The 23,381-nt window shown below is 59.5% G+C and carries 19 protein-coding genes and 4 tRNA genes; 5 read left to right on the plus strand and 18 right to left on the minus strand.

The window, feature by feature from the left end:
* Positions 1-12: 12 nt before the first annotated feature.
* The 3 genes from fusA to rpsL form a co-directional block, all read right to left on the minus strand.
* Complete coding sequence (gene fusA, locus B9A97_RS19630) at positions 13-2,112, minus strand: elongation factor G (RefSeq protein ID WP_084367426.1); 2,100 nt, start codon at positions 2,110-2,112, stop codon at positions 13-15.
* A gap of 33 nt (positions 2,113-2,145) precedes the next feature.
* Positions 2,146-2,616, minus strand: a complete 471-nt coding sequence (gene rpsG / locus B9A97_RS19635; RefSeq protein ID WP_084367428.1) for a 30S ribosomal protein S7 — start codon at positions 2,614-2,616, stop codon at positions 2,146-2,148.
* Between the two features lie 76 nt (positions 2,617-2,692).
* Positions 2,693-3,064, minus strand: coding sequence for a 30S ribosomal protein S12 (gene rpsL, locus B9A97_RS19640; RefSeq protein ID WP_003507760.1), 372 nt, complete (start codon positions 3,062-3,064; stop codon positions 2,693-2,695).
* A 502-nt stretch (positions 3,065-3,566) separates the two neighbouring features.
* On the opposite strand from rpsL, the gene B9A97_RS19645 reads away from it, so the two are divergent.
* Positions 3,567-3,860, plus strand: a complete 294-nt coding sequence (locus B9A97_RS19645) for a transcriptional regulator (protein WP_084367429.1) — start codon at positions 3,567-3,569, stop codon at positions 3,858-3,860.
* 179 nt (positions 3,861-4,039) lie between these two features.
* Here the strand turns inward: B9A97_RS19645 and rpoC are convergent, their stop codons facing one another.
* The 9 genes from rpoC to B9A97_RS19695 all read right to left on the minus strand — a co-directional run bounded on the left by rpoC (position 4,040) and on the right by B9A97_RS19695 (position 16,417).
* Entirely contained in the window at positions 4,040-8,254 is a 4,215-nt protein-coding gene (gene rpoC / locus B9A97_RS19650) for a DNA-directed RNA polymerase subunit beta' (RefSeq protein WP_084367431.1), read from the minus strand.
* Positions 8,255-8,447: 193 nt separating this feature from the next.
* Positions 8,448-12,584: a DNA-directed RNA polymerase subunit beta gene (gene rpoB, locus B9A97_RS19655; protein ID WP_084367433.1), complete on the minus strand. Its 4,137-nt coding sequence runs from the start codon at positions 12,582-12,584 to the stop codon at positions 8,448-8,450.
* A gap of 252 nt (positions 12,585-12,836) precedes the next feature.
* On the minus strand, positions 12,837-13,217 hold the full coding sequence (gene rplL / locus B9A97_RS19665) for a 50S ribosomal protein L7/L12 (RefSeq protein ID WP_084367437.1): 381 nt from the start codon (positions 13,215-13,217) through the stop codon (positions 12,837-12,839).
* A 58-nt stretch (positions 13,218-13,275) separates the two neighbouring features.
* A complete protein-coding gene (rplJ, locus tag B9A97_RS19670; protein ID WP_084367439.1) occupies positions 13,276-13,794 on the minus strand; it encodes a 50S ribosomal protein L10 in 519 nt (172 codons plus the stop codon).
* 333 nt (positions 13,795-14,127) lie between these two features.
* The gene (gene rplA / locus B9A97_RS19675) at positions 14,128-14,823 is read right to left on the minus strand and encodes a 50S ribosomal protein L1 (protein ID WP_084367585.1); all 696 of its coding nucleotides are present in this window, start codon (positions 14,821-14,823) and stop codon (positions 14,128-14,130) included.
* Positions 14,824-14,825: 2 nt separating this feature from the next.
* Positions 14,826-15,257, minus strand: a complete 432-nt coding sequence (rplK, locus tag B9A97_RS19680) for a 50S ribosomal protein L11 (protein WP_084367441.1) — start codon at positions 15,255-15,257, stop codon at positions 14,826-14,828.
* A gap of 149 nt (positions 15,258-15,406) precedes the next feature.
* The gene (gene nusG, locus B9A97_RS19685) at positions 15,407-15,937 is read right to left on the minus strand and encodes a transcription termination/antitermination protein NusG (protein WP_084367443.1); all 531 of its coding nucleotides are present in this window, start codon (positions 15,935-15,937) and stop codon (positions 15,407-15,409) included.
* Between the two features lie 16 nt (positions 15,938-15,953).
* Positions 15,954-16,154 carry a preprotein translocase subunit SecE gene (gene secE, locus B9A97_RS19690; protein WP_084367445.1) on the minus strand — a complete coding sequence of 67 codons (201 nt, stop codon included), beginning with the start codon at positions 16,152-16,154 and terminating at the stop codon, positions 15,954-15,956.
* Positions 16,155-16,341: 187 nt separating this feature from the next.
* Positions 16,342-16,417: transfer RNA gene (locus B9A97_RS19695), tRNA-Trp, on the minus strand.
* Positions 16,418-16,643: 226 nt separating this feature from the next.
* Between B9A97_RS19695 and B9A97_RS19700 the strand changes: the two genes are divergently transcribed.
* Positions 16,644-17,000: a pentapeptide repeat-containing protein gene (locus B9A97_RS19700; protein ID WP_084367446.1), complete on the plus strand. Its 357-nt coding sequence runs from the start codon at positions 16,644-16,646 to the stop codon at positions 16,998-17,000.
* 26 nt (positions 17,001-17,026) lie between these two features.
* On the opposite strand, the gene B9A97_RS19705 is transcribed toward B9A97_RS19700, so the two are convergent.
* The 4 genes from B9A97_RS19705 to B9A97_RS19720 form a co-directional block, all read right to left on the minus strand.
* On the minus strand, positions 17,027-17,536 hold the full coding sequence (locus tag B9A97_RS19705; RefSeq protein WP_143530598.1) for a hypothetical protein: 510 nt from the start codon (positions 17,534-17,536) through the stop codon (positions 17,027-17,029).
* 121 nt (positions 17,537-17,657) lie between these two features.
* Entirely contained in the window at positions 17,658-18,833 is a 1,176-nt protein-coding gene (gene tuf, locus B9A97_RS19710) for an elongation factor Tu (protein ID WP_084367450.1), read from the minus strand.
* 243 nt (positions 18,834-19,076) lie between these two features.
* A tRNA-Gly gene (locus B9A97_RS19715) sits at positions 19,077-19,150 on the minus strand.
* A gap of 24 nt (positions 19,151-19,174) precedes the next feature.
* A tRNA-Tyr gene (locus tag B9A97_RS19720) sits at positions 19,175-19,259 on the minus strand.
* 207 nt (positions 19,260-19,466) lie between these two features.
* On the opposite strand from B9A97_RS19720, the gene rlmB reads away from it, so the two are divergent.
* Positions 19,467-20,351 carry a 23S rRNA (guanosine(2251)-2'-O)-methyltransferase RlmB gene (gene rlmB / locus B9A97_RS19725; protein ID WP_084367452.1) on the plus strand — a complete coding sequence of 295 codons (885 nt, stop codon included), beginning with the start codon at positions 19,467-19,469 and terminating at the stop codon, positions 20,349-20,351.
* A gap of 186 nt (positions 20,352-20,537) precedes the next feature.
* Here rlmB and B9A97_RS19730 read toward each other — a convergent pair.
* Positions 20,538-20,613: transfer RNA gene (locus B9A97_RS19730), tRNA-Thr, on the minus strand.
* A gap of 159 nt (positions 20,614-20,772) precedes the next feature.
* Here B9A97_RS19730 and B9A97_RS19735 point away from each other — a divergent pair.
* Together B9A97_RS19735 and B9A97_RS19740 are read left to right on the plus strand one after the other, a co-directional pair.
* The gene (locus B9A97_RS19735; RefSeq protein ID WP_084367454.1) at positions 20,773-21,546 is read left to right on the plus strand and encodes an NAD kinase; all 774 of its coding nucleotides are present in this window, start codon (positions 20,773-20,775) and stop codon (positions 21,544-21,546) included.
* A 13-nt stretch (positions 21,547-21,559) separates the two neighbouring features.
* The gene (locus B9A97_RS19740; protein ID WP_084367456.1) at positions 21,560-22,066 is read left to right on the plus strand and encodes a hypothetical protein; all 507 of its coding nucleotides are present in this window, start codon (positions 21,560-21,562) and stop codon (positions 22,064-22,066) included.
* Between the two features lie 90 nt (positions 22,067-22,156).
* Here B9A97_RS19740 and prfB read toward each other — a convergent pair.
* Positions 22,157-23,285 (minus strand): peptide chain release factor 2 gene (prfB, locus tag B9A97_RS19745; protein WP_179145345.1). Its coding sequence is split into 2 segments (ribosomal slippage): positions 22,157-23,215 and positions 23,217-23,285, totalling 1,128 coding nucleotides; the frame shifts between segments, so codons are not numbered across the junction.
* Positions 23,286-23,381: the final 96 nt, after the last annotated feature.

A 23,381-nucleotide genomic window follows, 5' to 3' on the forward strand; every position in this document is an offset into this window, starting at 1 on the left:
TTTGTAGTCCGGTCACTTCTGACCGGAATACTTTGCCTGGATTTCAGCGGCCACGTTGTTCGGGACCGGAGAGTAGTGATCGAACACCATCGAGTACTGGGCGCGGCCCTGCGACATCGAACGCAGGTTGTCGACGTACTTGAACATGTTCGCCAGCGGCACGTGGGCGTTGATCACCACGGCGATACCGCGGCTTTCCTGGCCCTGGATCTGGCCGCGACGGGAGTTCAGGTCGCCGATTACGTCGCCGACATAGTCTTCCGGCGTCACGACTTCGACCTTCATCATCGGCTCGAGCAACTGTGCGCCGGCCTTCTTGGCGGCTTCACGGAAGCAGGCACGCGATGCGATTTCGAAGGCGAGAACCGACGAGTCGACGTCGTGGAACGCGCCGTCGATCAGGGTTGCCTTGACACCCAGCATCGGGAAGCCAGCCAGCGGACCCGAGGTCAGAACGCTTTCGATACCCTTCTGAACGCCCGGGATGTATTCCTTCGGAACAGCACCACCAACGATCTTGGACTCGAACTTGAAGTCGTCGCCATCCGGGTTCGGTTCGAAGACGATCTTGACGCGCGCGAACTGACCGGTACCACCGGACTGCTTCTTGTGCGTGTAGTCTTCTTCGTGCTGACGCGTGATGGTTTCGCGGTAGGCAACCTGCGGAGCACCGACGTTGGCTTCGACCTTGAACTCGCGACGCATGCGGTCGACGATGATGTCGAGGTGAAGTTCGCCCATGCCGGCAATGATGGTCTGGCCGGATTCCTGGTCGGTCTTGACGCGGAAGGACGGGTCTTCGGCTGCCAGGCGGTTGAGCGCGAGGCCCATCTTTTCCTGGTCGCCCTTGGACTTCGGCTCGATCGCGATCTGGATGACCGGCTCGGGGAATTCCATGCGCTCAAGGATAACCGGCTTCAGCGGGTCGCAGAGCGTATCGCCAGTCGTGGTTTCCTTTAGACCTGCCAGAGCAACGATGTCGCCGGCAAAGGCTTCTTCGATGTCTTCACGGGAGTTCGAGTGCATCTGCAGCATGCGGCCGACGCGCTCGCGCTTTTCCTTGACCGTGTTCATGACCGACGCGCCCTTTTCGAGCTTGCCGGAATAGATACGGGCGAAGGTCAGCGAACCGACGAAGGGGTCGTTCATGATCTTGAAGGCGAGCATGGCGAGCGGCTCGTTGTCATCAGCGTGACGCTCGATCTCTGCTTCGGTCTTGGCGTCGATGCCCTTGATCGCCGGAATGTCGAGCGGCGACGGCAGGTATTCGACAACGGCGTCGAGCAGCGGCTGAACGCCCTTGTTCTTGAAGGCCGTGCCACAGAACATCGGATGGAACTTGACGTCGATCGTGCCGCGGCGAACCAGGGCGCGGATCTTGTCGTTGTCCGGCATCTCGCCGTTCAGGTAGGCTTCCATCGCTTCTTCGTCGATCTCGACAACGGTCTCGATCAGCTTTTCGCGATATTCGGCGGCCTTTTCCTTCAGATCGTCAGGGATTTCCACGACGTCCCACTGGGCGCCGAGCGATTCGTCGCGCCAGACCAGAGCGTTCATCTCGATGAGGTCGACAACGCCCTTGAATTCGGTTTCTGCACCGATCGGGAGCTGCATGACAACAGCGGTGGCGCCGAGACGGGTCTTGATCATCTCTACCGAGCGGTAGAAGTCAGCGCCGGTCTTGTCCATCTTGTTGCAGAAGATCATCCGCGGGACGTTGTACTTTTCAGCCTGACGCCACACGGTTTCGGTCTGCGGCTCAACGCCGGCATTGGCGTCGAGCAGAGCGATAGCACCGTCGAGAACACGCAGCGAACGTTCGACTTCGATCGTGAAGTCAACGTGGCCGGGGGTGTCGATGATGTTGAAGCGGCGCATCTTGCCATCGCGACCCTTCCAGAAGGTCGTCGTGGCAGCGGAGGTGATCGTGATGCCACGCTCCTGCTCCTGCTCCATCCAGTCCATCGTGGCTGCGCCATCGTGAACTTCGCCGATCTTGTGCGACTTGCCGGTGTAGTAGAGGATACGCTCGGTCGTGGTCGTCTTGCCGGCGTCGATATGCGCCATGATACCGAAATTGCGGTAGTCTTCGATTTTATATTCGCGAGCCATGAGGACTGCCTTTCAATATGCGGTCGGTTCGGATTACCAGCGGTAATGCGAGAACGCGCGGTTTGCGTCGGCCATCTTGTGCGTGTCTTCACGCTTCTTGACGGCGGAGCCACGGTTGTTTGCAGCATCCATGAGTTCGCCGCAAAGGCGATCGACCATGGTGGTTTCGTTGCGCTTGCGTGCAGCCGTAATCAGCCAGCGAATGGCCAGAGCCTGGCGGCGCTCGGGACGGACGTCGACCGGAACCTGGTAGGTTGCACCACCAACGCGGCGCGAACGAACTTCGACGTGCGGAGCGATGTTGTCGAGCGCGGAGTGGAACACGCCGAGCGGCTCCTGCTTCAGCTTGGCCTGAACGGCATCGAAGGCACCGTAAACGATGCTTTCAGCAACGGACTTCTTGCCATGAAGCATGATGGCATTCATGAACTTGGTAACGACGAGGTCACCGAACTTCGGGTCCGGATTGATCTCGCGCTTTTCTGCACTGTGGCGACGGGACATACTGCTTGTCTCTCAATATCTATGGCGCTTTACCACGCGGAGAACCTCGCGCAGCGCCGGGAAAGTGAAAACCGAATTACTTCGGACGCTTCGCACCGTACTTAGAACGGCGCTGCTTGCGGTTCTTGACGCCCTGGGTGTCGAGAACGCCGCGGATGATGTGGTAACGAACGCCCGGCAAGTCCTTGACGCGGCCGCCACGGATCATGACAACGGAGTGTTCCTGAAGGTTGTGACCTTCGCCCGGGATATAGCCGATGACTTCGAAGCCATTGGTAAGGCGGATCTTGGCAACCTTACGCAGAGCCGAGTTCGGCTTCTTCGGGGTCGTGGTGTAAACGCGGGTGCAAACGCCACGCTTCTGCGGATTTTCCTGGAGGGCAGGAACCTTATTGCGCTTTACCTGGGCCTGACGTGGCTTGCGGATCAGCTGGTTTACGGTAGGCATATAACCATCCCTTGCAAAAACTAGTCTATCGAGCCCTTGCGGGCTGTGGCTTTGCCGTCTCCGGCGGAGGCGCATCGTATTTCTTCATGCGCAAAATGTGGCCCTACCCGATTTCGCGGATGGACCACAAAAAGCAGAGGACGCACCAAGGTACGTCATGCGTGCAGCATTAGTGTCGTCTACGTGCGTTTGAACCTTGTTTGAGATGAACTCCAGCACGCGTCGTGCCGAAAAGCCTAACCTCACATCGGATCAGATGCCCGGCGTACTACTGTTTTCGCCAGTTTGCGTCAAGGGCAAAGTCCAACTTTTTGCCCAGCGCGCCTTGCGCTGCGGCAAATTGGAGCAAGTTATGCCCAAATGGTAAAAAAGATGATGGCTTCGGTCAAAAGCTTTAGTCGTTTCACGCAAATGACGCTAATCATGATCACATAGTTGCGATGCAGCGCCTTCTACCGGGGATGCGCATCCGAATCAAGATCTCTTCAACAGGACCGCCTTCATGATTGCCACCCCTGATAACGACAACAACCTGGATCAGCCGATGGTGTTCATCATCATCGCCAAGGCTTATGAGGAGGACAATAGAGAAGGTATCGACCTGCACATCCTGCTGAGCGCGCCCGACGACGACTCGGCGGTGCGCGAAGCATTGAACGCGCTGGCCGAGGAAGGTTTCATCGAGGCCGACCTGGACCAGATCGGCATGGTGACGGAAGTGCCTGTCGACGAGCCACATGCCTCCGCCTATCAGGGCGCGCTCGAAGGGGAAGTCGCGATCATTCGCTTCGACTGACCGCAGCACTTGATTGAACAGAAAACGGGCCGCCGGAACATCCGGTTGGCCCGTTTTTTGTTTTAGCTAGGTGGAGAGACGTCGATCAACGACCGGGCAAACGAAAAACGCCCGGGCAAAACCCGGGCGCTTTTTATTCCTAGCGATATCCGCGGCCAATTGGCCGCGATGGCTGCCGATTACTCGGCGGCCGGGGCACTTTCGCTCGATGCCAGATCCTGCAGCATCGGCGTTGCCAGGTCCGCACCCGTGCCGCGCTTGCGCTCCTCGAGGATGAGGTCATCGCGCGAGCTGGCGATGCGGCGGATCTGCGTCATGGTACCACCGGTACCGGCCGGGATGAGGCGGCCGACGATGACGTTTTCCTTCAGGCCCTGCAGTGTGTCGGTCTTGCCGGCGATTGCAGCTTCCGTGAGAACCTTCGTGGTTTCCTGGAAGGATGCAGCCGAGATGAACGACGGCGTCTGCAGCGAGGCCTTGGTGATGCCGAGCAGGACAGGATCGCCGTAAGCCGGCTTCTTGCCCTCTTCGACCAGACGCTCGTTGGCTTCGTCCAGTTCGATACGGTCGACATTGTCGCCGACGATGTACTGGCTGTCGCCCGACTCGGTGATCTCGACCTTCTGAAGCATCTGGCGAACGATCACCTCGATGTGCTTGTCGTTGATCACAACGCCCTGCAGTCGATAGACTTCCTGGATTTCGTTCACGAGGTAGGAAGCGAGTGCTTCCACGCCCTTGATCGCCAGGATGTCGTGCGGCGCCGGGTTGCCGTCGAGGATGTAGTCCCCCTTTTCGATGTAGTCGCCTTCCTGAAGGTGGAAGGGCTTGCCCTTCGGGATCAGGTATTCGACAGGCTCGACACCGTCTTCGGCCGGCTCGATGATGACGCGACGCTTGTTCTTGTAGTCGCGGCCGAGGCGGATCGTACCATCGATCTCAGCGATGATGGCATGGTCCTTCGGACGACGGGCTTCGAACAGTTCGGCAACGCGCGGCAGACCACCGGTGATGTCCTTGGTCTTGGCGCTTTCCAGCGGCGAGCGGGCAAGAACGTCACCCTGGCTGACCTTCTGGCCGGGCTCGACCGAGAGGATGGCGTCAACCGACAGCTGGAACCGGGCGTCGCCGCCACGGGCGAGCTTCATCACATTGCCGTTGGCGTCCTTGATCACGATCGCGGGCTTCAGGTCCGAACCGCGTGGCGTCGAACGCCAGTCGATAACCTGACGCTTGGTGATGCCGGTGGACTCGTCGGTCGCTTCCAGAACCGAGAGACCGTCGATGACGTCCTCGAACTGAACCGTACCTTCGACTTCGGTCATGATCGGGCGGGTATAGGGGTCCCACTCCGCCAGACGCTGACCGCGCTTAACCTTGTCGCCATCGTCCACGAACACCTTCGAGCCGTAGGCAACGCGCTGCGAAGACCGCTCCACGCCACGCTCGTCGAGAATGGTCACGGCCATGCTGCGGCCCATGGCGACGAGAACACCGTCGGAATTGCGCAGCATGTTGCGGTTCTTGATCAGGACCGTGCCTTCATACGAGGCTTCCAGGAACGACTGGTCGACCACGGTCGCCGTGCCGCCCAAGTGGAAGGTACGCATGGTGAGCTGGGTGCCCGGCTCGCCGATGGACTGGGCCGCGATAACGCCGACCGCTTCGCCCATGTTGACAGGCGTACCGCGTGCCAGGTCGCGACCATAGCAGACGCCGCACACACCGGTCTGAACTTCGCAGGTCAGAGCCGAACGGATACGGATCGACTGGATACCAGCCTTCTCGATCTCGATGACATCCGGTTCCAGGATCATCTTGCCGGCGTCGACGATACGCTCACCCGTAACCGGATGATCGATATTGTCGAGTGCCGTACGACCCAGAACGCGGGCGCCGATGGAGGCAACCACCTGACCGGCGTCGATGATCGCCGTCATGGTGAGGCCCTTGTCGGTGCCGCAATCGCCGAGGTTGACGATGCAATCCTGCGCGACGTCAACCAGACGACGGGTCAGGTAACCCGAGTTCGCGGTCTTCAAGGCGGTGTCTGCGAGACCCTTACGGGCACCGTGGGTCGAGTTGAAGTACTCGTTAACGGTCAGGCCTTCCTTGAAGTTCGAGATGATCGGCGTCTCGATGATTTCACCCGACGGCTTGGCCATCAGGCCGCGCATGCCGCCCAGCTGGCGCATCTGGTTCGGAGAACCACGAGCACCCGAGTGGGACATCATGTAGATCGAGTTCATCGGCTTCTGACGACCGGTCTCCGGATCGAATTCGACGGCCTTAATGCGGGCCATCATTTCTTCCGCAACCTTTTCGGTCGCCTTACCCCAGGCGTCGACGACCTTGTTGTACTTCTCGCCCTGCGTGATCAGGCCGTCATTGTACTGCTGCTCGTATTCCTTGACCAGCGCTTCGGTGTCGCCAACGATCTTCGCCTTGGACGCCGGGATGACCATGTCGTCCTTGCCGAAGGAAATGCCGGCGCGGCAGGCATGGGTGAAGCCCAGCTGCATGATGCGGTCGCAGAAAATGACCGTGTCCTTCTGGCCGCAGTGACGGTAGACCGTGTCGATCATCTTGGAGATGTTCTTCTTGGTCATTTCCTGGTTGCAGATGTCGAAGGGCACCTTGGCATTCTTCGGCAGGAGTTCGCCGATAAGCATGCGGCCGGGCGTAGTTTCGAAGATCTTGGAAACCGGGTTGCCGTCCTCGTCGACCGTCTTGAAGCGGCCGCGGATCTTGGCATGCAGCGTTACGGTCTTCGTCTCGAGCGCATGATGCAGTTCGCCGATGTCCGAGAAGGCCATGCCTTCGCCGGGCTCGTTCTGGTTCATGATCGAGAGATAGTACAGGCCGAGAACCATGTCCTGAGACGGAACTATGATCGGTGCACCGTTTGCCGGGTGCAGGATGTTGTTCGTCGACATCATCAGAACGCGGGCTTCGAGCTGGGCTTCCAGCGACAGCGGCACGTGAACGGCCATCTGGTCGCCGTCGAAGTCGGCGTTGAAGGCCGTGCAGACGAGCGGATGCAACTGGATGGCCTTGCCTTCGACCAGGATCGGTTCGAAGGCCTGGATGCCCAGGCGGTGCAGCGTCGGTGCGCGGTTCAGGAGAACCGGATGTTCGCGGATGACCTCGTCGAGGATATCCCAAACTTCAGGCTTTTCCTTTTCAACCAGCTTCTTGGCCTGCTTGACGGTCGAGGAGTAACCCTTGGCGTCCAGACGGGCATAGATGAACGGCTTGAACAGTTCGAGCGCCATCTTCTTCGGCAGGCCGCACTGGTGCAGCTTCAGTTCCGGACCGGTCACGATGACCGAACGGCCGGAATAGTCGACGCGCTTGCCGAGCAGGTTCTGGCGGAAGCGGCCCTGCTTGCCCTTTAGCATGTCGGACAGCGACTTCAGCGGACGCTTGTTGGCGCCGGTGATGACGCGGCCACGGCGGCCGTTGTCGAACAGCGCGTCTACAGATTCCTGCAGCATGCGCTTTTCGTTGCGGATGATGATGCCCGGAGCGCGCAGTTCGATCAGGCGCTTCAGACGGTTGTTACGGTTGATGACGCGGCGATACAGATCGTTCAGGTCGGACGTCGCGAAACGGCCGCCATCGAGCGGGACCAGCGGGCGCAGGTCCGGCGGGATCACCGGCACGACCTTCATGATCATCCACTCGGGACGATTGCCCGATTCCATGAAGTTCTCAACGATCTTCAGGCGCTTCATCAGCTTCTTCTGCTTGAGATCCGACGTGGTGTCGGCAAGCTCGGAGCGCAGGTCGCCCGCGATCTTCTCAAGGTTCATCGAGGCCAGCATTTCATAGATGGCTTCGGCGCCGATCATCGCCGTGAACTGGTCTTCACCATATTCATCGACGGCGATCATGTATTCTTCTTCCGACAGCAGCTGATTTTCCTTCAGCGCCGTCAGGCCCGGCTCGGTGACGATATAGTTCTCGAAATAAAGAACGCGCTCGACATCCTTCAGCGTCATGTCGAGCAGGGTCGAAATGCGCGAGGGAAGCGACTTCAGGAACCAGATGTGGGCAACCGGAGCGGCGAGCTCGATATGGCCCATGCGCTCGCGGCGAACGCGCGACAGCGTGACCTCGACGCCGCACTTTTCGCAGATAATGCCCTTATACTTCATGCGCTTGTACTTGCCGCACAAGCATTCGTAGTCCTTGATCGGTCCGAAGATGCGCGCGCAGAACAGGCCGTCGCGCTCGGGCTTGAAGGTACGGTAGTTGATCGTTTCCGGCTTCTTGATCTCGCCATACGACCACGACAGGATCTTTTCCGGGCTCGCGATCGAGATCCGGATCGAATCAAAGTGCTGTGCCGGCACCTGCGGGTTGAAAAGGTTCATGACCTCTTGGTTCATGCCTGTCTCCTTGTTGGGCTTCACGCCCTTGCTGAGGATCGGTCTGCGACGAATTCCCGGGACGTCGCGCCGATCCCTCAAAATGACAATAACCGCGAAATGCGGCAAAACTCCCCTCGCCCGTTCCGGCGAACCGGCATGGCAAGGGAAAGTGGCGTGCGCCGCCTTGCGGCAGCACACGCCCTGTCAAAAGTTACTCGGCCGCGTTCGGCAGCTGCTGACCCAGGGCCTCGTCGTTCTTGGAATTCTCCAATTCGACGCTGAGGCCCAGCGAGCGCATTTCCTTGACGAGAACGTTGAAGCTCTCGGGAATGCCCGCCTCGAAGGTGTCGTCGCCACGCACGATCGCTTCGTAGACCTTCGTACGGCCTGCCACGTCGTCCGACTTCACCGTCAGCATTTCCTGCAGGGTGTAGGCGGCGCCGTAGGCTTCCAGAGCCCAAACTTCCATTTCCCCGAAGCGCTGACCGCCGAACTGCGCCTTGCCGCCCAGCGGTTGCTGGGTAACGAGCGAGTAAGGACCGATCGAACGGGCATGGATCTTGTCGTCGACAAGGTGGTTCAGCTTGATCATGTACATGTAGCCAACCGTGACCTTGCGGTCGAAGGGTTCGCCGGTACGACCATCATACAGAACCGACTGACCGCTCTCATGCAGGCCGGCCTTCTTCAGCATCGCTGCAACGTCGGGCTCATGCGCACCATCGAAGACCGGGGTCGCGATGGAAACGCCGCGGCGGGACTGTTCCGCGAGCTTGATGAGCGAGTCGTCGTCGAAGTCGGAGACCTCGTCCTTCGCCTGGCTGGAATACACGTCCGTCAGCTCGCGCTTCAGGTCGGTGATATCCATGGTCTTGCGATACTCGTCGAGCAGGTCGCCGATCTTCTTGCCCATGCCGGCGCAAGCCCAGGCCAGGTGGGTCTCGAGGATCTGGCCGACGTTCATGCGCGAGGGAACGCCCAGCGGGTTCAAGCAGATGTCGACATGCGTGCCGTCTTCGAGGAACGGCATGTCTTCGACCGGAACGATGCGGGACACGACGCCCTTGTTGCCGTGACGGCCTGCCATCTTGTCGCCCGGCTGGATCTTGCGCTTCACAGCGACGAAGACCTTGACCATCTTCATTACGCCAGGAGGCATTTCGTCGCCGCGCTGAACCTTCTCGACCTTGTCCATGAAGCGCTGCTCAAGGCGCGACTTGGATTCGTCGTACTGGCCGCGCAGAGCTTCGATTTCGCTCTGCACCTTCTCGTTCTCGACGGCGAACATCCACCACTGCGAGCGGGGATACTCGGAGACGATCGCGTTCGACAGCTCGACGCCCTTCTTGAAGCCCTTGGGGCCGGCAATCGACATCTGACCGCGGAGCATGTCGATGAGACGGCTGTAGACGTTGCGGTCCAGGATTGCCTGTTCGTCGTCACGGTCCTTGGCGAGGCGTTCGATTTCCTCGCGCTCAATCGCCATCGCGCGTTCGTCCTTCTCCACGCCGTGGCGGTTGAAGACGCGAACTTCGACGACGGTGCCGAAGGTGCCCGGAGGCATGCGCATCGAGGTGTCGCGAACGTCGGAGGCCTTTTCACCGAAGATGGCGCGCAGAAGCTTTTCTTCCGGCGTCATCGGGCTTTCGCCCTTCGGCGTGATCTTGCCGACGAGGATGTCGCCGGGGGTCACTTCAGCACCGATATAGACAATACCGGCTTCGTCGAGGTTCTTCAGCGCTTCTTCCGAGACGTTCGGAATGTCGCGCGTGATTTCTTCCGGACCAAGCTTGGTGTCGCGGGCCATGACTTCGAACTCCTCGATATGGATCGAGGTGAAGACGTCTTCGGCGACGATGCGCTCCGACATCAGGATCGAGTCTTCGTAGTTGTAGCCGTTCCACGGCATGAACGCGACGAGCGCGTTGCGGCCGAGTGCCAGGTCGCCGAGGTCGGTCGACGGACCGTCCGCGATGATGTCGCCCTTGTTCAGAACGTCACCGACGGTCACCAGCGGGCGCTGGTTGACGCAGGTGTTCTGGTTGGAGCGCTGGAACTTCTGCAGGCGGTAGATGTCAACACCTGACTTGCCGGCGTTGAGATCTTCCGTGGCGCGGATAACGATACGCGTTGCGTCAACCTGGTCGACCACGCCGCCACGACGGGCCGCGATGGCAGCGCCGGAGTCACGGGCAACGATCGGTTCCATGCCGGTGCCGACAAACGGCGCTTCGGCGCGCACCAGCGGCACGGCCTGACGCTGCATGTTCGAGCCCATGAGCGCGCGGTTGGCGTCGTCGTTTTCAAGGAACGGAATGAGCGCGGCTGCGACCGAAACCAGCTGCTTCGGCGAAACGTCCATCAGGTTGATGGTGTCGCGCGGAGCGAGCATAACTTCGCCGGCATGACGGCAAACGACGAACTCTTCAACGAAGGCGCCGTCGGAGGTGAGCTCCGAGTTTGCCTGCGCGACGTAGTACTTCGCTTCTTCCATGGCCGAGAGATAGACGACATCCGTCGTCACCTTGCCGTCCACGATCTTACGGTACGGGCTTTCGATGAAGCCGTACTTGTTGACGCGGGCGAAGGTGGCGAGCGAGTTGATCAGACCGATGTTCGGTCCCTCAGGCGTCTCGATCGGGCAGATACGGCCGTAGTGGGTCGGGTGAACGTCGCGGACTTCGAAGCCGGCGCGCTCGCGGGTCAGACCACCTGGGCCAAGAGCCGAGAGACGGCGCTTGTGGGTGATTTCCGAAAGCGGGTTCACCTGGTCCATGAACTGCGACAGCTGCGAGGAGCCGAAGAATTCACGAACGGCGGCAGCAGCCGGCTTGGCGTTGATCAGGTCCTGCGGCATGACTGTGTCGATTTCGATCGACGACATGCGTTCCTTGATCGCACGCTCCATGCGGAGCAGGCCAAGACGGTACTGGTTTTCCATCAACTCGCCGACAGAACGAACGCGGCGGTTGCCGAGATTGTCGATGTCGTCGATCTCGCCCTTGCCGTCACGCAGTTCGACCAGCATCTTGACCACGGCCAGGATGTCGTCCTTGCGCAGGATGCGAACGGTGTCTTCGACCTTGAGGTCGAGACGCATGTTCATCTTGACGCGGCCGACGGCGCTGAGGTCGTAGCGCTCGGCGTCGAAGAATAGCGACTGGAACATGGCTTCCGCCGATTCCATCGTCGGCGGCTCACCCGGACGCATGACGCGGTAGATATCGAACAGAGCGTCCTGACGGTTCTCGTTCTTGTCGGCGGCGAGCGTGTTGCGGATATAGGCGCCGACATTGATGTGGTCGATGCCCAGAACCGGGATCTCGTCGAAGCCCGATGCCAGGATCTGCGGCAGGGTCTTCTCGTCGATTTCGTCGCCGGCTTCGAGATAGATCTCACCCGTCGACATGTTGACCATGTCTTCGGCCAGGAAGTTGCCGTAAAGGTCCTCGTCGGAGGCCTTCAGCGCCTTCAGGCCCTTTTCGGTCAGCTGACGGAGCAGACGTGGGGTCAGCTTCTTGCCGCCTTCGACAACCACTTCGCCGGTATCGGCGTCGACCATGTCGGAGATGGTCTTCGCACCCTTGAGGGTTTCGGGCACGAAGGGAATGCGCCAGCCCTTGCCATCACGGACATAGGTGGACTTGGTGTAGAAGGTCGACAGGATTTCTTCGCCGTCCATGCCAAGCGCCATCAAGAGCGAAGTCACGGGGATCTTGCGGCGACGGTCGATACGCGCATGGACGATGTCCTTGGCGTCGAACTCGATGTCGAGCCAGGAACCGCGATAGGGGATTACGCGCGCAGCAAACAGCAGCTTGCCCGACGAGTGGCTCTTGCCCTTGTCGTGGTCGAAGAACACGCCCGGCGAACGGTGCATCTGGGAGACGATGACGCGCTCGGTACCGTTGACGATGAAAGTACCGTTGTTCGTCATGAGCGGCATGTCGCCCATGTAAACAGACTGTTCCTTGATGTCCTTGATGGAGCGTGCGCCTGTATCCTCGTCGATATCGAACACGATGAGGCGCAGCGTCACCTTGAGCGGTGCAGCATAGGTCAGGTCGCGCTGGCGGCATTCATCCACGTCGAACTTCGGCGGCTCGAATTCGTAGGATACGAATTCCAGCATCGAGGCACCGGAAAAGTCGGTGATCGGGAAGACCGACTTGAAGACGGACTGGAGACCTTCGTCCGGACGACCGCCTTCCGGCTCGTCCACCATGAGAAACTGGTCGTAAGATGCCTTCTGAACCTCGATGAGGTTCGGCATTTCAGCGACTTCTGGAATTTTTCCGAAAAACTTGCGTACGCGCCTGCGACCGTTAAAGGAAAGGGTCTGAGCCATCGTCGCTCCTTGTCGTTTTGCACCCGGGCCTGCAACAGACGGTGACCGCTGGCCAGGCGGCTCCGTCAATCATGGATCGTTCAATCTCGTCTCCAGACCATGCTGCCGGCCGGATTGCCGGGGACATGCTGCAAGACCATCCTCTTGAAGAACCCATTACCCAAAAGCCGTTTCACTGGCTTTTGGGTAATCAGTTCACCGAGGAAACGACGAAGGAGGAGGGCCAAAGCCCTCCCCCGACGCATTTCGATATTACTTAACGTCGACCTTGGCGCCGGCGTCCTCAAGCTTCTTCTTGAGGTCAGCGGCTTCAGCCTTGGAAACGCCTTCCTTGACCGGCTTCGGAGCGCCTTCGACCAGGTCCTTGGCTTCCTTGAGGCCGAGACCGGTGATGGCGCGGACTTCCTTGATGACGTTGATCTTGTTGGCGCCGGCATCCGTCAGGATGACGTCGAACTCGGTCTTTTCTTCTTCAGCCGGAGCAGCGGCACCAGCAGCACCACCAGCAGCAGCAACAGCCACCGGAGCAGCGGCGGAAACGCCCCACTTTTCTTCGAGCATCTTGGAAAGCTCAGCAGCTTCCAGAACGGTCAGCGAGGAGAGGTCTTCAACGATCTTTGCGAGATCAGCCATTGTGATAGTTCCTTAATATTCGGTTCGAACCGGTTTGATTTAACAGCAAAAATCCGCCTTAAGCGGCTTCGTCCTTCTTGGCATAGGCCGCAAACACACGAGCAAGCTGAGCTGCCGGTGCCTGAACAACGCCTGCGATGCGCGTAGCCGGAGTCTGGATCATGCCCAGCAGCTTTGCACGCAGTTCGTCCAGCGAAGGCAGGGTCGCAAGCGACTTGACTGCATCGGCGCTGAGCGTCGTCGTTCCCATGGCGCCGCCCAGAACAATGACCTTGTCATTGATCTTGGCGAAATCCATGATGACCTTGGGAGCGGTGATCGGATCACTGCTGTAAGCAATGAGCGTCTGACCCTTGAACAGATCAGCCATTCCTTCCGCATCCGTGCCCTGAAGAGCGATCTTGGCCAGGCGGTTTTTCGCGACTTTGACGGTACCGCCAGCTGCGCGCATCTTCGACCGGAAGTCGTTCATTTGCGCAACGGTGACACCAGCATAGTGGGCCACGACAACCGAACCGGAAGCCTTGAAGACTTCGTTCAGCTCCGTGACGAATTCGCGTTTTTCCGCTCTTTCCACTGTCTGTCTCCAGTAGACGGGACCGCAATCCTGCAGGCCCCGCCGGGTTTGCCTTTGCCTCAAGGGATCCAACTACATCAGATCCCAAGCGGCGCTTGAGGATCCTGTCCCCTCGCTCTGTCACCATCTGGTCACAGGCACAAGGCACACTAGGCTCGAACCAAATATCGCGGGCAACGCCCATTCAAATTCGGGTCTAACCCGTCTCATGCAGGCCAAGTGATTAAGGGAAAACCACCTGCAATCTCGGACAGGAATTCCGGATTTCTCCGGAAACTCCCGGCCCCGAAGGACCGGGAATTCGTTTACTGCCGGCCAGGCCGGCAAATGCTATCAGGCCGTGACCGTGGACGGGTCGATCTTGACGCCCGGGCCCATGGTCGAGGAAATGGCAACGCGCTTGACGTAGTTGCCCTTGGCGCCTGCCGGCTTCGCCTTGATGACGGCGTCGGCAAATGCCTTGATGTTTTCTTCCAGAGCCTTGGCGTCGAAGGAGGCCTTGCCGATACCGGCGTGGATGATACCAGCCTTCTCGACGCGGAACTCGACTGCACCACCCTTGGATGCCTTGACGGCGCCAGCGACGTCCATGGTGACGGTGCCGACCTTCGGGTTCGGCATCATGCCACGCGGGCCGAGGACCTTACCGAGGCGACCGACCAGCGGCATCATGTCCGGGGTTGCGATGCAACGATCGAAGTCGATCTTGCCGCCCTGAACGATTTCTACCAGGTCTTCCGCGCCGACGATGTCAGCGCCGGCAGCCTTGGCTTCATCAGCCTTGGCGCCACGAGCGAAGACAGCAACGCGAACGTCGCGGCCAGTGCCGTTCGGCAGGTTGACAACGCCACGGACCATCTGGTCGGCGTGGCGCGGGTCCACGCCGAGGTTCATGGCAACTTCGATCGTTTCATCGAACTTGGCAACGGCGCGCTGCTTGACCATCGAGATGGCGTCGGACAGAGCAACGAGCTTGGTGGGGTCCACGCCATCGCGGACCTTCTGCATGCGCTTGGAAAGCTTAGCCATGATCAACCTACCACTTCCAGGCCCATGGAGCGGGCAGAGCCCTCGACCATCGCCATTGCGCCTTCGATATCAGCAGCATTCAGGTCCTTCATCTTCGCAGTAGCGATAGCGCGAACCTGATCCTTGGAGATCGAACCGACCTTGGCGCCCTTGCCGGGCGTCTTGGAACCGGAGGTGATCTTTGCTTCCTTCTTCAGCCAGTAGGTAACCGGCGGCTGCTTCATCGCGAAGGTGAAGGACTTGTCCTGGAAATAGGTGATGACGACCGGGATCGGCATGCCCTTTTCCATTTCCTGCGTGGCGGCATTGAACGCCTTGCAGAATTCCATGATGTTGATGCCACGCTGACCAAGTGCAGGGCCGATCGGCGGGGACGGGTTTGCCGATCCTGCCTTCACCTGCAGCTTGAGTTGGCCCATAACTTTCTTAGCCATTACTCTCTGCCTTTCATTAAGGACCGACTGGGCGGTCCCGATATGCCGGATCACTCCAGCGGCTGCGGTTGCGTGGTACGATTGACGGATCCGGCTTCAGATCGTCGCTCTTCCACGCGTTGGCGGGACATTCCAGCTCCGCCTCCTGCTCAGACCTTTTCGACCTGAGCATATTCCAGTTCGACTGGCGTCGCGCGACCGAAGATCGATACTTCCACCTTGAGGCGGGACCGCTCTTCGTCGACATCCTGAACGATACCGTTGAACGATGCGAACGGTCCGTCGGAAACGCGAACCTGCTCGCCGATCTCGAAAGACACCGAGGACTTCGGCCGCTCGACACCTTCCTGGACCTGACCCAGGATACGCTCGGCTTCGAAATCCGGGATCGGAACCGGCTTGTTGTCGGAACCCAGGAATCCAGTGACCTTCGGCGTGTTCTTGATGAGGTGATAGGCCTCATCTGTCAGGTTCGCACGAACCATGACATAGCCGGGGAAGAACTTGCGCTCACTATCGACCTTGCGGCCGCGACGAACTTCGACAACCTTTTCGGTCGGCACGAGAATCTTCTCGAAGAGGTGATCCAGACCCTTCTGACGGGCCTTGTTCTCGATGTCCTCGGCGACCTTTTTCTCAAAATTCGAATATGCGTGGACGATGTACCAACGTGCCGCCATGACTGTCTCCGCCCGATTAATTGCCGATGCTCAGCAACATGCCGAGCAACCAACCGATCAGTTGATCCGCCGCAAAGAAAAACAGCGAAGCAAAGATCACCATGAACAGGACCATAGCGGTCGAAATCATGGTCTCACGCCGGGACGGCCATGTAACTTTCGACGTCTCGGAGCGGACCTGCTGCAGAAACGCGAATGGATTTGCCTTGGATGCCATTTAATTTATGCCCACGCATTTACGGCGCGTAAAGCCGACTGAGTCAGCCCCACGCACCGCGTGTCTGTTTGAACCCTACATAAACACCGATTCCTCATTTCACAAGAGGAAATCCGCATCCAGTACCATTTGCCAACTTACATTTTGACGGAAAAGCTGCGACAGCCGCGCTGGTCGCCATAATGAATGGCAGGGGCAGCCGGGCTTGAACCGACGACCTGCGGTTTTGGAGACCGCCGCTCTACCAACTGAGCTATACCCCTATCTCACACGGTCGAGTAACAACCCGCCCGCGCCTGACGCTCCCTTTAAGGCGCGGCGTTATCGTTTGCAAGCCTCTTTTTCGTTTTTCCCATTGAAGACATGAGGATCACCGCCCGGCCCGCCTGTGAGGCCCGGCATTGCGCAGATTGCGCTTTTCAACAATAGTTGCAGTTCAGCAGTTTTTGGCCGAACCCGCAACATCCACCCGTGCCAGGAGACCAGAGCGTGATCCGAATCCATGATGCCGCCCTGCCCGGCTCGGAATTCCAGGATGTCGACCTCAGGGATTCGAACTTCCATGACGTCAATCTGGAGAACGTGTCGCTATCGGCCACGCGCGCCTATAAAGCGCGGTTTCTCAATGTGTCGCTCGAAAACGGCCAGTTCGAGGATGTCGACCTCAAGAATGCGATCTTCCGTCATGTCGATTTCGAAAACAGCAGCATCCGCCATGCGAGCCTGGCCAATGTCTCGATCAACGACTGCAATCTCGAGGGGTTCAGCATCAATGGCTACCTGGTCACGGACCTTTTGATCCTCGCCACAGTCGCGCGGCCCACCGTCAAGGTCGAGGAGGACTGACCCATGTTGGCCGTTCACCGCGCAGCCTATACCGCGCAGTCATATCCCAACGTCTGGTATTCCTCACGTTTGCGGGCGAAGAGCCAATAGCGATCAGCGTTGTCGTTCAACCATGCAAGATAGTCGCTGTTGTCTAGCAGCCACCAACCCGGCCCAAGCCTGCGCTCGCTATACCTTGTACTCCAGAACTCTTCGTCCGGCATACCGATATAGGTGTGCGCGGCGAGCCAGTCGACTCGCGCGGGATTGTGGGCGCGGGTGAATTTTTCACGGTACCGGACCGCCCGCGGATCCCCTGCCCCATGGGTCGCGACATCTTCTCCGTGGAAGAACTGGTCTGCCGTGCCATCGATGATTCCGCCATCCGGCGTCACATTCCAGGAATGCTTGAAGACTGGCGTTCCGTCCGACAGTTGATACACACCGTCGAAGCGCCGGAAACCGTAGCGGTGCTCGATGAAGCAGCTCACCTCGTAACACGCGCCCCAGCAGCCAGCCAGACGCATCTCGTGCCGGTAGTCCTTGATGGCGGCCATGTCGTCTTTGCTGAGCATCGCGATCCCAATCTTTAACAGCGAAAAGGGCCCCGTCGTTTCCGACGAAGCCCTATTCTCTGTCTCATGCACCTCGGCTATTCGGCCGAGATGTCCCCATCGATTACTCGATGATCGAAGCGACGATGCCGGCGCCGACGGTACGGCCGCCTTCGCGGATAGCGAAGCGCAGCTTTTCTTCCATCGCGATCGGAACGATCAGCTCGACGTCAACGGTGACGTTGTCGCCAGGCATAACCATTTCGGTGCCTTCCGGCAGCGTCACGATGCCCGTAACGTCCGTCGTGCGGAAGTAGAACTGCGGACGGTAGTTGGTGAAGAACGGCGTATGACGGCCGCCTTCTTCCTTCGTCAGGATGTAGGCTTCGGCCTTGAACTTCTTGTGCGGCTTGACCGAACCCGGCTTGCAGAGAATCTGGCCACGCTCAACGCCGTCACGGTTCACACCGCGAACCAATGCGCCGATGTTGTCGCCGGCCTGGCCCTGGTCGAGCAGCTTGCGGAACATTTCAACGCCGGTGACCGTCGTCTTGGAGGTCGGACGGATGCCGACGATCTCGACTTCTTCACCAACCTTGACGATGCCACGCTCGACGCGGCCGGTCACAACCGTACCACGGCCCGAGATCGAGAACACGTCTTCGATCGGCATCAGGAAGGGCTGGTCGATCGGACGCTCAGGCGTCGGGATGTAGGCGTCAACGGCTGCCATCAGCTCGCGAACGGCATCTTCGCCGATTGCCTTGTTGGAATCTTCCAGAGCGGCCAGAGCCGAACCCTTGACGACAGGAACTTCATCGCCCGGGAAGTCGTAGGACGACAGCAGTTCGCGAACTTCGAGTTCGACGAGCTCGAGCAGTTCGGCGTCGTCAACCTGGTCGACCTTGTTGAGGAAAACGACCAGAGCCGGAACGCCAACCTGACGGGCGAGCAGGATGTGCTCGCGGGTCTGCGGCATCGGGCCGTCGGCAGCCGAGCAAACCAGGATCGCGCCGTCCATCTGGGCAGCACCGGTGATCATGTTCTTGACGTAGTCGGCGTGGCCGGGGCAGTCAACGTGGGCATAGTGACGGTTGGCCGTCTCATACTCGACGTGCGCCGTCGAGATGGTGATGCCGCGGGCCTTTTCTTCCGGCGCAGCGTCGATCTGGTCATAGGCCTTGAACTCGCCGAAGAACTTGGTGATCGCCGCCGTCAGCGACGTCTTGCCATGGTCAACGTGGCCGATCGTGCCAATGTTAACGTGCGGCTTGTTGCGCTCAAACTTACTCTTTGCCATTTGAATGCTTCCTATGATCGTAATAAGGTTGACCCGGCGAACCGGTTTAGTGCCGCCGTTTAAGGCTTTCGCAGCAATTGCGCAAGACTTAATTGCTGGGAGCCGAATCAGGTGGTCCCAGCGCGGTTGCGGTCACGCAAGCCAATGAGAAATCCGAACAATTTTGATATGTGCGCGAATAACTGCATCAGCAGTGAAGCTGTCAGATCGGTACGAACCAGTGGTATGTCAAGGGGACTGCTTTGGAGCGGGTAGCGGGAATCGAACCCGCGTATTCAGCTTGGAAGGCTGCTGCTCTACCATTGAGCTATACCCGCGTATTCGAGTGATCCGAGAACGAATGGTGGAGAGAGTTGGATTTGAACCAACGTAGGCTGAGCCAACGGATTTACAGTCCGTCCCCTTTAACCACTCGGGCATCTCTCCAGTTATTCGTCCGGATCAGCGACCAAGCTTTTCAGTCGTAGAGCGGCGAGGCGTTCGCCCCGTCGTCTGCGGCGGGTATATGACGGCCCTTCCCGCTCATGTCAACACGATGAATGCGGAAAATTGTCGAAATTTTTCATCGCCCCTGTGGATGGCCTGCAGGATCACGGCTCTATCGCCTGCCCTCGCCCGACGTTATAAGGGCGCATGAGCAAAGAACCGAAAAATGACAAGACCGCCCGCGACACCCACTATGCGACGCTGCGCCGCCAGGTGCGCGACGCCAAGCGCGAACGCGGTGAAATACCCACACCCCCGCCCCAGAAGGGACGCAAGGCCGACCCGGACTGGAAGCCGCCGCAGTTGCAGTCAGACCAGATCCTGCTTTACGGGCTTCACACGGTGCGTGCGGCCATCGACAATCCCGAGCGCAAGAAAATCAAGCTCAGCGTGACGCAGAATGCGCTGGTGCGGCTGGATATCGGTCCGGTGGCGGATCAACCCTTCCCCGTGGAATTGGTGTCCCCTCAGGATCTCGACAAGATTCTCGGACCCGACGCGATTCACCAGGGCGTGATGCTGGAAACACGGCCACTGCCGGTTCGCAGGCTGGAGGCGCTGAAGGACAGCCCAATGCTGCTGGTGCTGGACCAGGTGACTGATCCGCACAATGTCGGCGCGATCATGCGATCGGCGGTCGCCTTCGGCGCCGGTGCCATCATCACGACACAGCGGCACAGTCCGACCGAATCGGGCGTCATGGCAAAATCCGCTTCCGGCGCGCTGGAACTCATTCCCTATATCCAGATCACCAATCTCGCCGATGCGCTGGGCGAATTGCACAAGCTGGGCTTCACCTCGATCGGCCTCGATTCGGAAGGCCCCGCCCCCATCGAACAGACATTTGCAGGCGAGCGGATCGCGCTGGTGCTGGGCGCCGAAGGCAAGGGCCTGCGGCAGAAGACGCGGGAGACCGTGAGCGCCCTGGCGCGTCTGGACATGCCGGGAGCGATCAAGTCGCTCAACGTCTCCAATGCCGCGGCCATCGCCCTCTATGCCACGCGGCAGTTCCTGACGCGTACCCCAGGCTGACGAGCCCTTGCCGAAACGTGAATCATTGCAGCCCCTTGCGAGGGGCTGCTGATGTCACAGCTGACCATGCTCAGGTTTTGAGTCAGGCACTGCCGGCGTGATCTTGAGATCGGCAAGTGTTCTGCGCACATGGCAAAGCGCGCCACGTCTTGGCGCTGCCTACATCGTAGAATTGTTTGAAGAGAGTGGTGCCCCCGGCAGGGTTCGAACCCGCGACCCCCTGATTACAAATCAGGTGCTCTACCAACTGAGCTACAAGGGCATCCGGGTCGTCGGATAGCAGATTCTTGTCTTCTGTAAAGAAAAATCTGCCTGGGCAACAAGCGATCTTGCCTCAGCGACAGCCCACGATGTGGTTAAAGCGCTTGTGGCGCCGGGCGCTTTTCATGTACCAAAGGCGCCAATCGCAGAAGGCTGAGCCATGTCCCCCTCGTTCCAGTCGTTGTCCTTCGTTGCTTCGAATACGCCGGAAGCCCAGGCTTCGCGCATGCATCTGATAGCCCGGTATGGCGACGAGCCGATGGACGAGGCCGACGTGATCGTCGCGCTCGGCGGTGATGGCTTCATGCTGCAGACGCTGCATGACACGATGAATTCCGGCAAACGCGTCTATGGCATGAACAGGGGCTCGGTCGGCTTCCTGATGAACGACTATCGCGCCGACGGCCTGCGGGAGCGAATCGCCTCGGCTGTGGAAAACTCCTTCCATCCGCTCATGATGACCGCCCATACCGAGGACGGCGCGACGTCGATTGCGCTCGCCATCAACGAGGTGTCGCTGCTGCGGCAATCCTACCAGGCGGCGAAGCTCAGGGTAGAGATCGATGGCCAGGTTCGGCTCGACGAACTGATCTGCGACGGGCTGATGGTCGCGACCCCTGTCGGTTCCACGGCCTATAATCTTTCGGCCCACGGCCCGATCCTGCCGCTTGAGGCGCCGCTGCTGGCGCTGACGCCGGTCAGCGCCTTTCGCCCGCGGCGCTGGCGCGGCGCCTTGCTGCCCAACAAGGTCACGGTTGACATTCATGTGCTGGAGGCTGAAAAGCGCCCCGTAAACGCCGTTGCGGATCATACGGAGGTGAAGAGCGTTACCCATGTGCGGGTTGCCCAAACCACCGACACGACCGCCCGGATCCTCTCGGATCCGGATCGGTCCTGGTCCGATCGCATTCTGGCGGAGCAATTTTCCAACTGAGCGAGGTGTCGCGATGCATCGTTTTGCACTTTGGGGATCGGTCGTCCTGACTGCGTCTCTCCTCGCGGGATCCCTTCCGGCAGCCGAGGATATCGAGCGCCTGCCCGTCACGGTGACCTTCATCGTCAGCGGCGGCCTGTGGGAAGAGCCGGGAGACATCGGGGATGGCAACGCTCAGGCGAGCGGATCCACCCAGGGACAGGCCGCAGCCGCACGCCGAGGCTATTATAAACTCGTTTCCGTCCGCCAACCGGATCGCACCGCCAAGGTCTATCTGCAGCAGATTGCGGCGACCGACGCCGGACCCGAACTGGTCAACAGCGTGGAACTCGAAGAATTCACCGAGCTCAAGCCCTATGTGACGGATATCCGCCCGGAGGATTCGACTGGCATTACGCGTCAGCCCGGCATGTTTGCCACGGTCTATCTCAAAACCGTGCCGACCGCGGTGCAGCCGGAAGCCTGGACGGTGCTGATTGATGAGCTAGGCGATATCCGGGTCGAGCGGGAAACGAACTGAGTCTTTTTAGATTTCGGCAGCAGTGAGCCTGACAAAGCAAAACGGCGAGACTCGCGTCCCGCCGTCGATAGAAATCCCTTGAAGACCAGCTTAGTCGATATCGGCCACCGCGTCGGCCTTGCCGCTGATGCGGTGGGCAAGTGCGGCTTCCATGAACTCGTTCAGATCGCCATTCAGAACCGTATCCGGGTCGGTGCTTTCGACGCCGGTGCGGAGGTCCTTGACCAGCTGATAGGGCTGCAGCACGTAAGAGCGGATCTGATGGCCCCAGCCGATATCGGTCTTCGAGGCGGCTTCGGCATTGGCAGCCTCTTCCCGCTTCTTCAACTCCGCTTCATACATGCGGGCGCGGAGCATCTCCCAGGCCTTGGCACGGTTCTTGTGCTGCGAGCGCTCCTGCTGGCAGGCAACAACGATCCCGGTCGGGATATGCGTGATACGCACGGCCGAATCGGTGGTGTTGACGTGCTGGCCGCCGGCGCCTGACGAACGATAGGTATCGATTCGGCAATCGCTCTCGTTGATCTCTATCTGAATCGAATCATCGACGACGGGATAGACCCAGATCGAAGAGAACGAAGTGTGACGGCGGGCATTCGAATCATAGGGCGAAATGCGCACCAGGCGGTGCACGCCTGATTCGGTCTTCATCCAGCCATAGGCATTGTGGCCCTTGACGAGGATCGTTGCGGACTTGATGCCGGCCTCTTCGCCGTCATGCACTTCCAGAAGCTCGACCTTGAAGCCCTGCTTTTCGGCCCAGCGGGTATACATGCGAAGCAGCATGTTGGCCCAGTCCTGGGACTCCGTGCCACCGGCACCGGAATGCACTTCGACATAAGTGTCGTTGCTATCGGCCTCGCCTGACAGCATCGCCTCGACCTGTCGGCGGGCCGCTTCGGTCCGGAGTGCCTTCAGCCCGTCCTCGGCTTCCTTGACGACGGAATCGTCGCCCTCTTCTTCGCCCATCTCGATCAGCTCGATGTTGTCGGTCATCTGCTGTTCGAGGCGCTTGACGCCGCTGATGCTGTCTTCCAGCTGCTGGCGCTCACGCATCAGCTTCTGGGCCTCCTGCGCATCATTCCACAGGTTCGGATCTTCGGCCTTGTTGTTCAACCAGTCCAGTCGTCTTACCGCCTGGTCCCAGTCAAAGATGCCTCCTCAGCAGGCTTATGGCCTGCTTGATTTCGTCGACAATATTCTCGATTTCGCTGCGCATTCTTCCTGCTTCTTCGGTTCTTGTAAAAGCTGTGCCCGTGAATAGTGTCGGCCGCCCTCAATGTAAAGGGGCGGCCGCGGCGGGCAGATGGGGATG

Source organism: Rhizobium sp. RU36D, from assembly GCF_900176345.1.
Taxonomy (GTDB): Bacteria; Pseudomonadota; Alphaproteobacteria; order Rhizobiales; family Rhizobiaceae; genus Allorhizobium.

What these genes read in the sequence shown, in the direction of transcription:
- fusA (WP_084367426.1), bottom strand. Translation starts at nt 2,112, where the DNA reads ATGGCTCGCGAATATAAAATCGAAGACTACCGCAATTTCGGTATCATG.
- rpsG (WP_084367428.1), bottom strand. Translation starts at nt 2,616, where the DNA reads ATGTCCCGTCGCCACAGTGCAGAAAAGCGCGAGATCAATCCGGACCCG.
- rpsL (WP_003507760.1), bottom strand. Translation starts at nt 3,064, where the DNA reads ATGCCTACCGTAAACCAGCTGATCCGCAAGCCACGTCAGGCCCAGGTA.
- B9A97_RS19645 (WP_084367429.1), top strand. Translation starts at nt 3,567, where the DNA reads ATGATTGCCACCCCTGATAACGACAACAACCTGGATCAGCCGATGGTG.
- rpoC (WP_084367431.1), bottom strand. Translation starts at nt 8,254, where the DNA reads ATGAACCAAGAGGTCATGAACCTTTTCAACCCGCAGGTGCCGGCACAG.
- rpoB (WP_084367433.1), bottom strand. Translation starts at nt 12,584, where the DNA reads ATGGCTCAGACCCTTTCCTTTAACGGTCGCAGGCGCGTACGCAAGTTT.
- rplL (WP_084367437.1), bottom strand. Translation starts at nt 13,217, where the DNA reads ATGGCTGATCTCGCAAAGATCGTTGAAGACCTCTCCTCGCTGACCGTT.
- rplA (WP_084367585.1), bottom strand. Translation starts at nt 14,823, where the DNA reads ATGGCTAAGCTTTCCAAGCGCATGCAGAAGGTCCGCGATGGCGTGGAC.
- rplK (WP_084367441.1), bottom strand. Translation starts at nt 15,257, where the DNA reads ATGGCTAAGAAAGTTATGGGCCAACTCAAGCTGCAGGTGAAGGCAGGA.
- nusG (WP_084367443.1), bottom strand. Translation starts at nt 15,937, where the DNA reads ATGGCGGCACGTTGGTACATCGTCCACGCATATTCGAATTTTGAGAAA.
- secE (WP_084367445.1), bottom strand. Translation starts at nt 16,154, where the DNA reads ATGGCATCCAAGGCAAATCCATTCGCGTTTCTGCAGCAGGTCCGCTCC.
- B9A97_RS19705 (WP_143530598.1), bottom strand. Translation starts at nt 17,536, where the DNA reads ATGGCCGCCATCAAGGACTACCGGCACGAGATGCGTCTGGCTGGCTGC.
- tuf (WP_084367450.1), bottom strand. Translation starts at nt 18,833, where the DNA reads ATGGCAAAGAGTAAGTTTGAGCGCAACAAGCCGCACGTTAACATTGGC.
- rlmB (WP_084367452.1), top strand. Translation starts at nt 19,467, where the DNA reads ATGAGCAAAGAACCGAAAAATGACAAGACCGCCCGCGACACCCACTAT.
- B9A97_RS19735 (WP_084367454.1), top strand. Translation starts at nt 20,773, where the DNA reads ATGTCCCCCTCGTTCCAGTCGTTGTCCTTCGTTGCTTCGAATACGCCG.
- B9A97_RS19740 (WP_084367456.1), top strand. Translation starts at nt 21,560, where the DNA reads ATGCATCGTTTTGCACTTTGGGGATCGGTCGTCCTGACTGCGTCTCTC.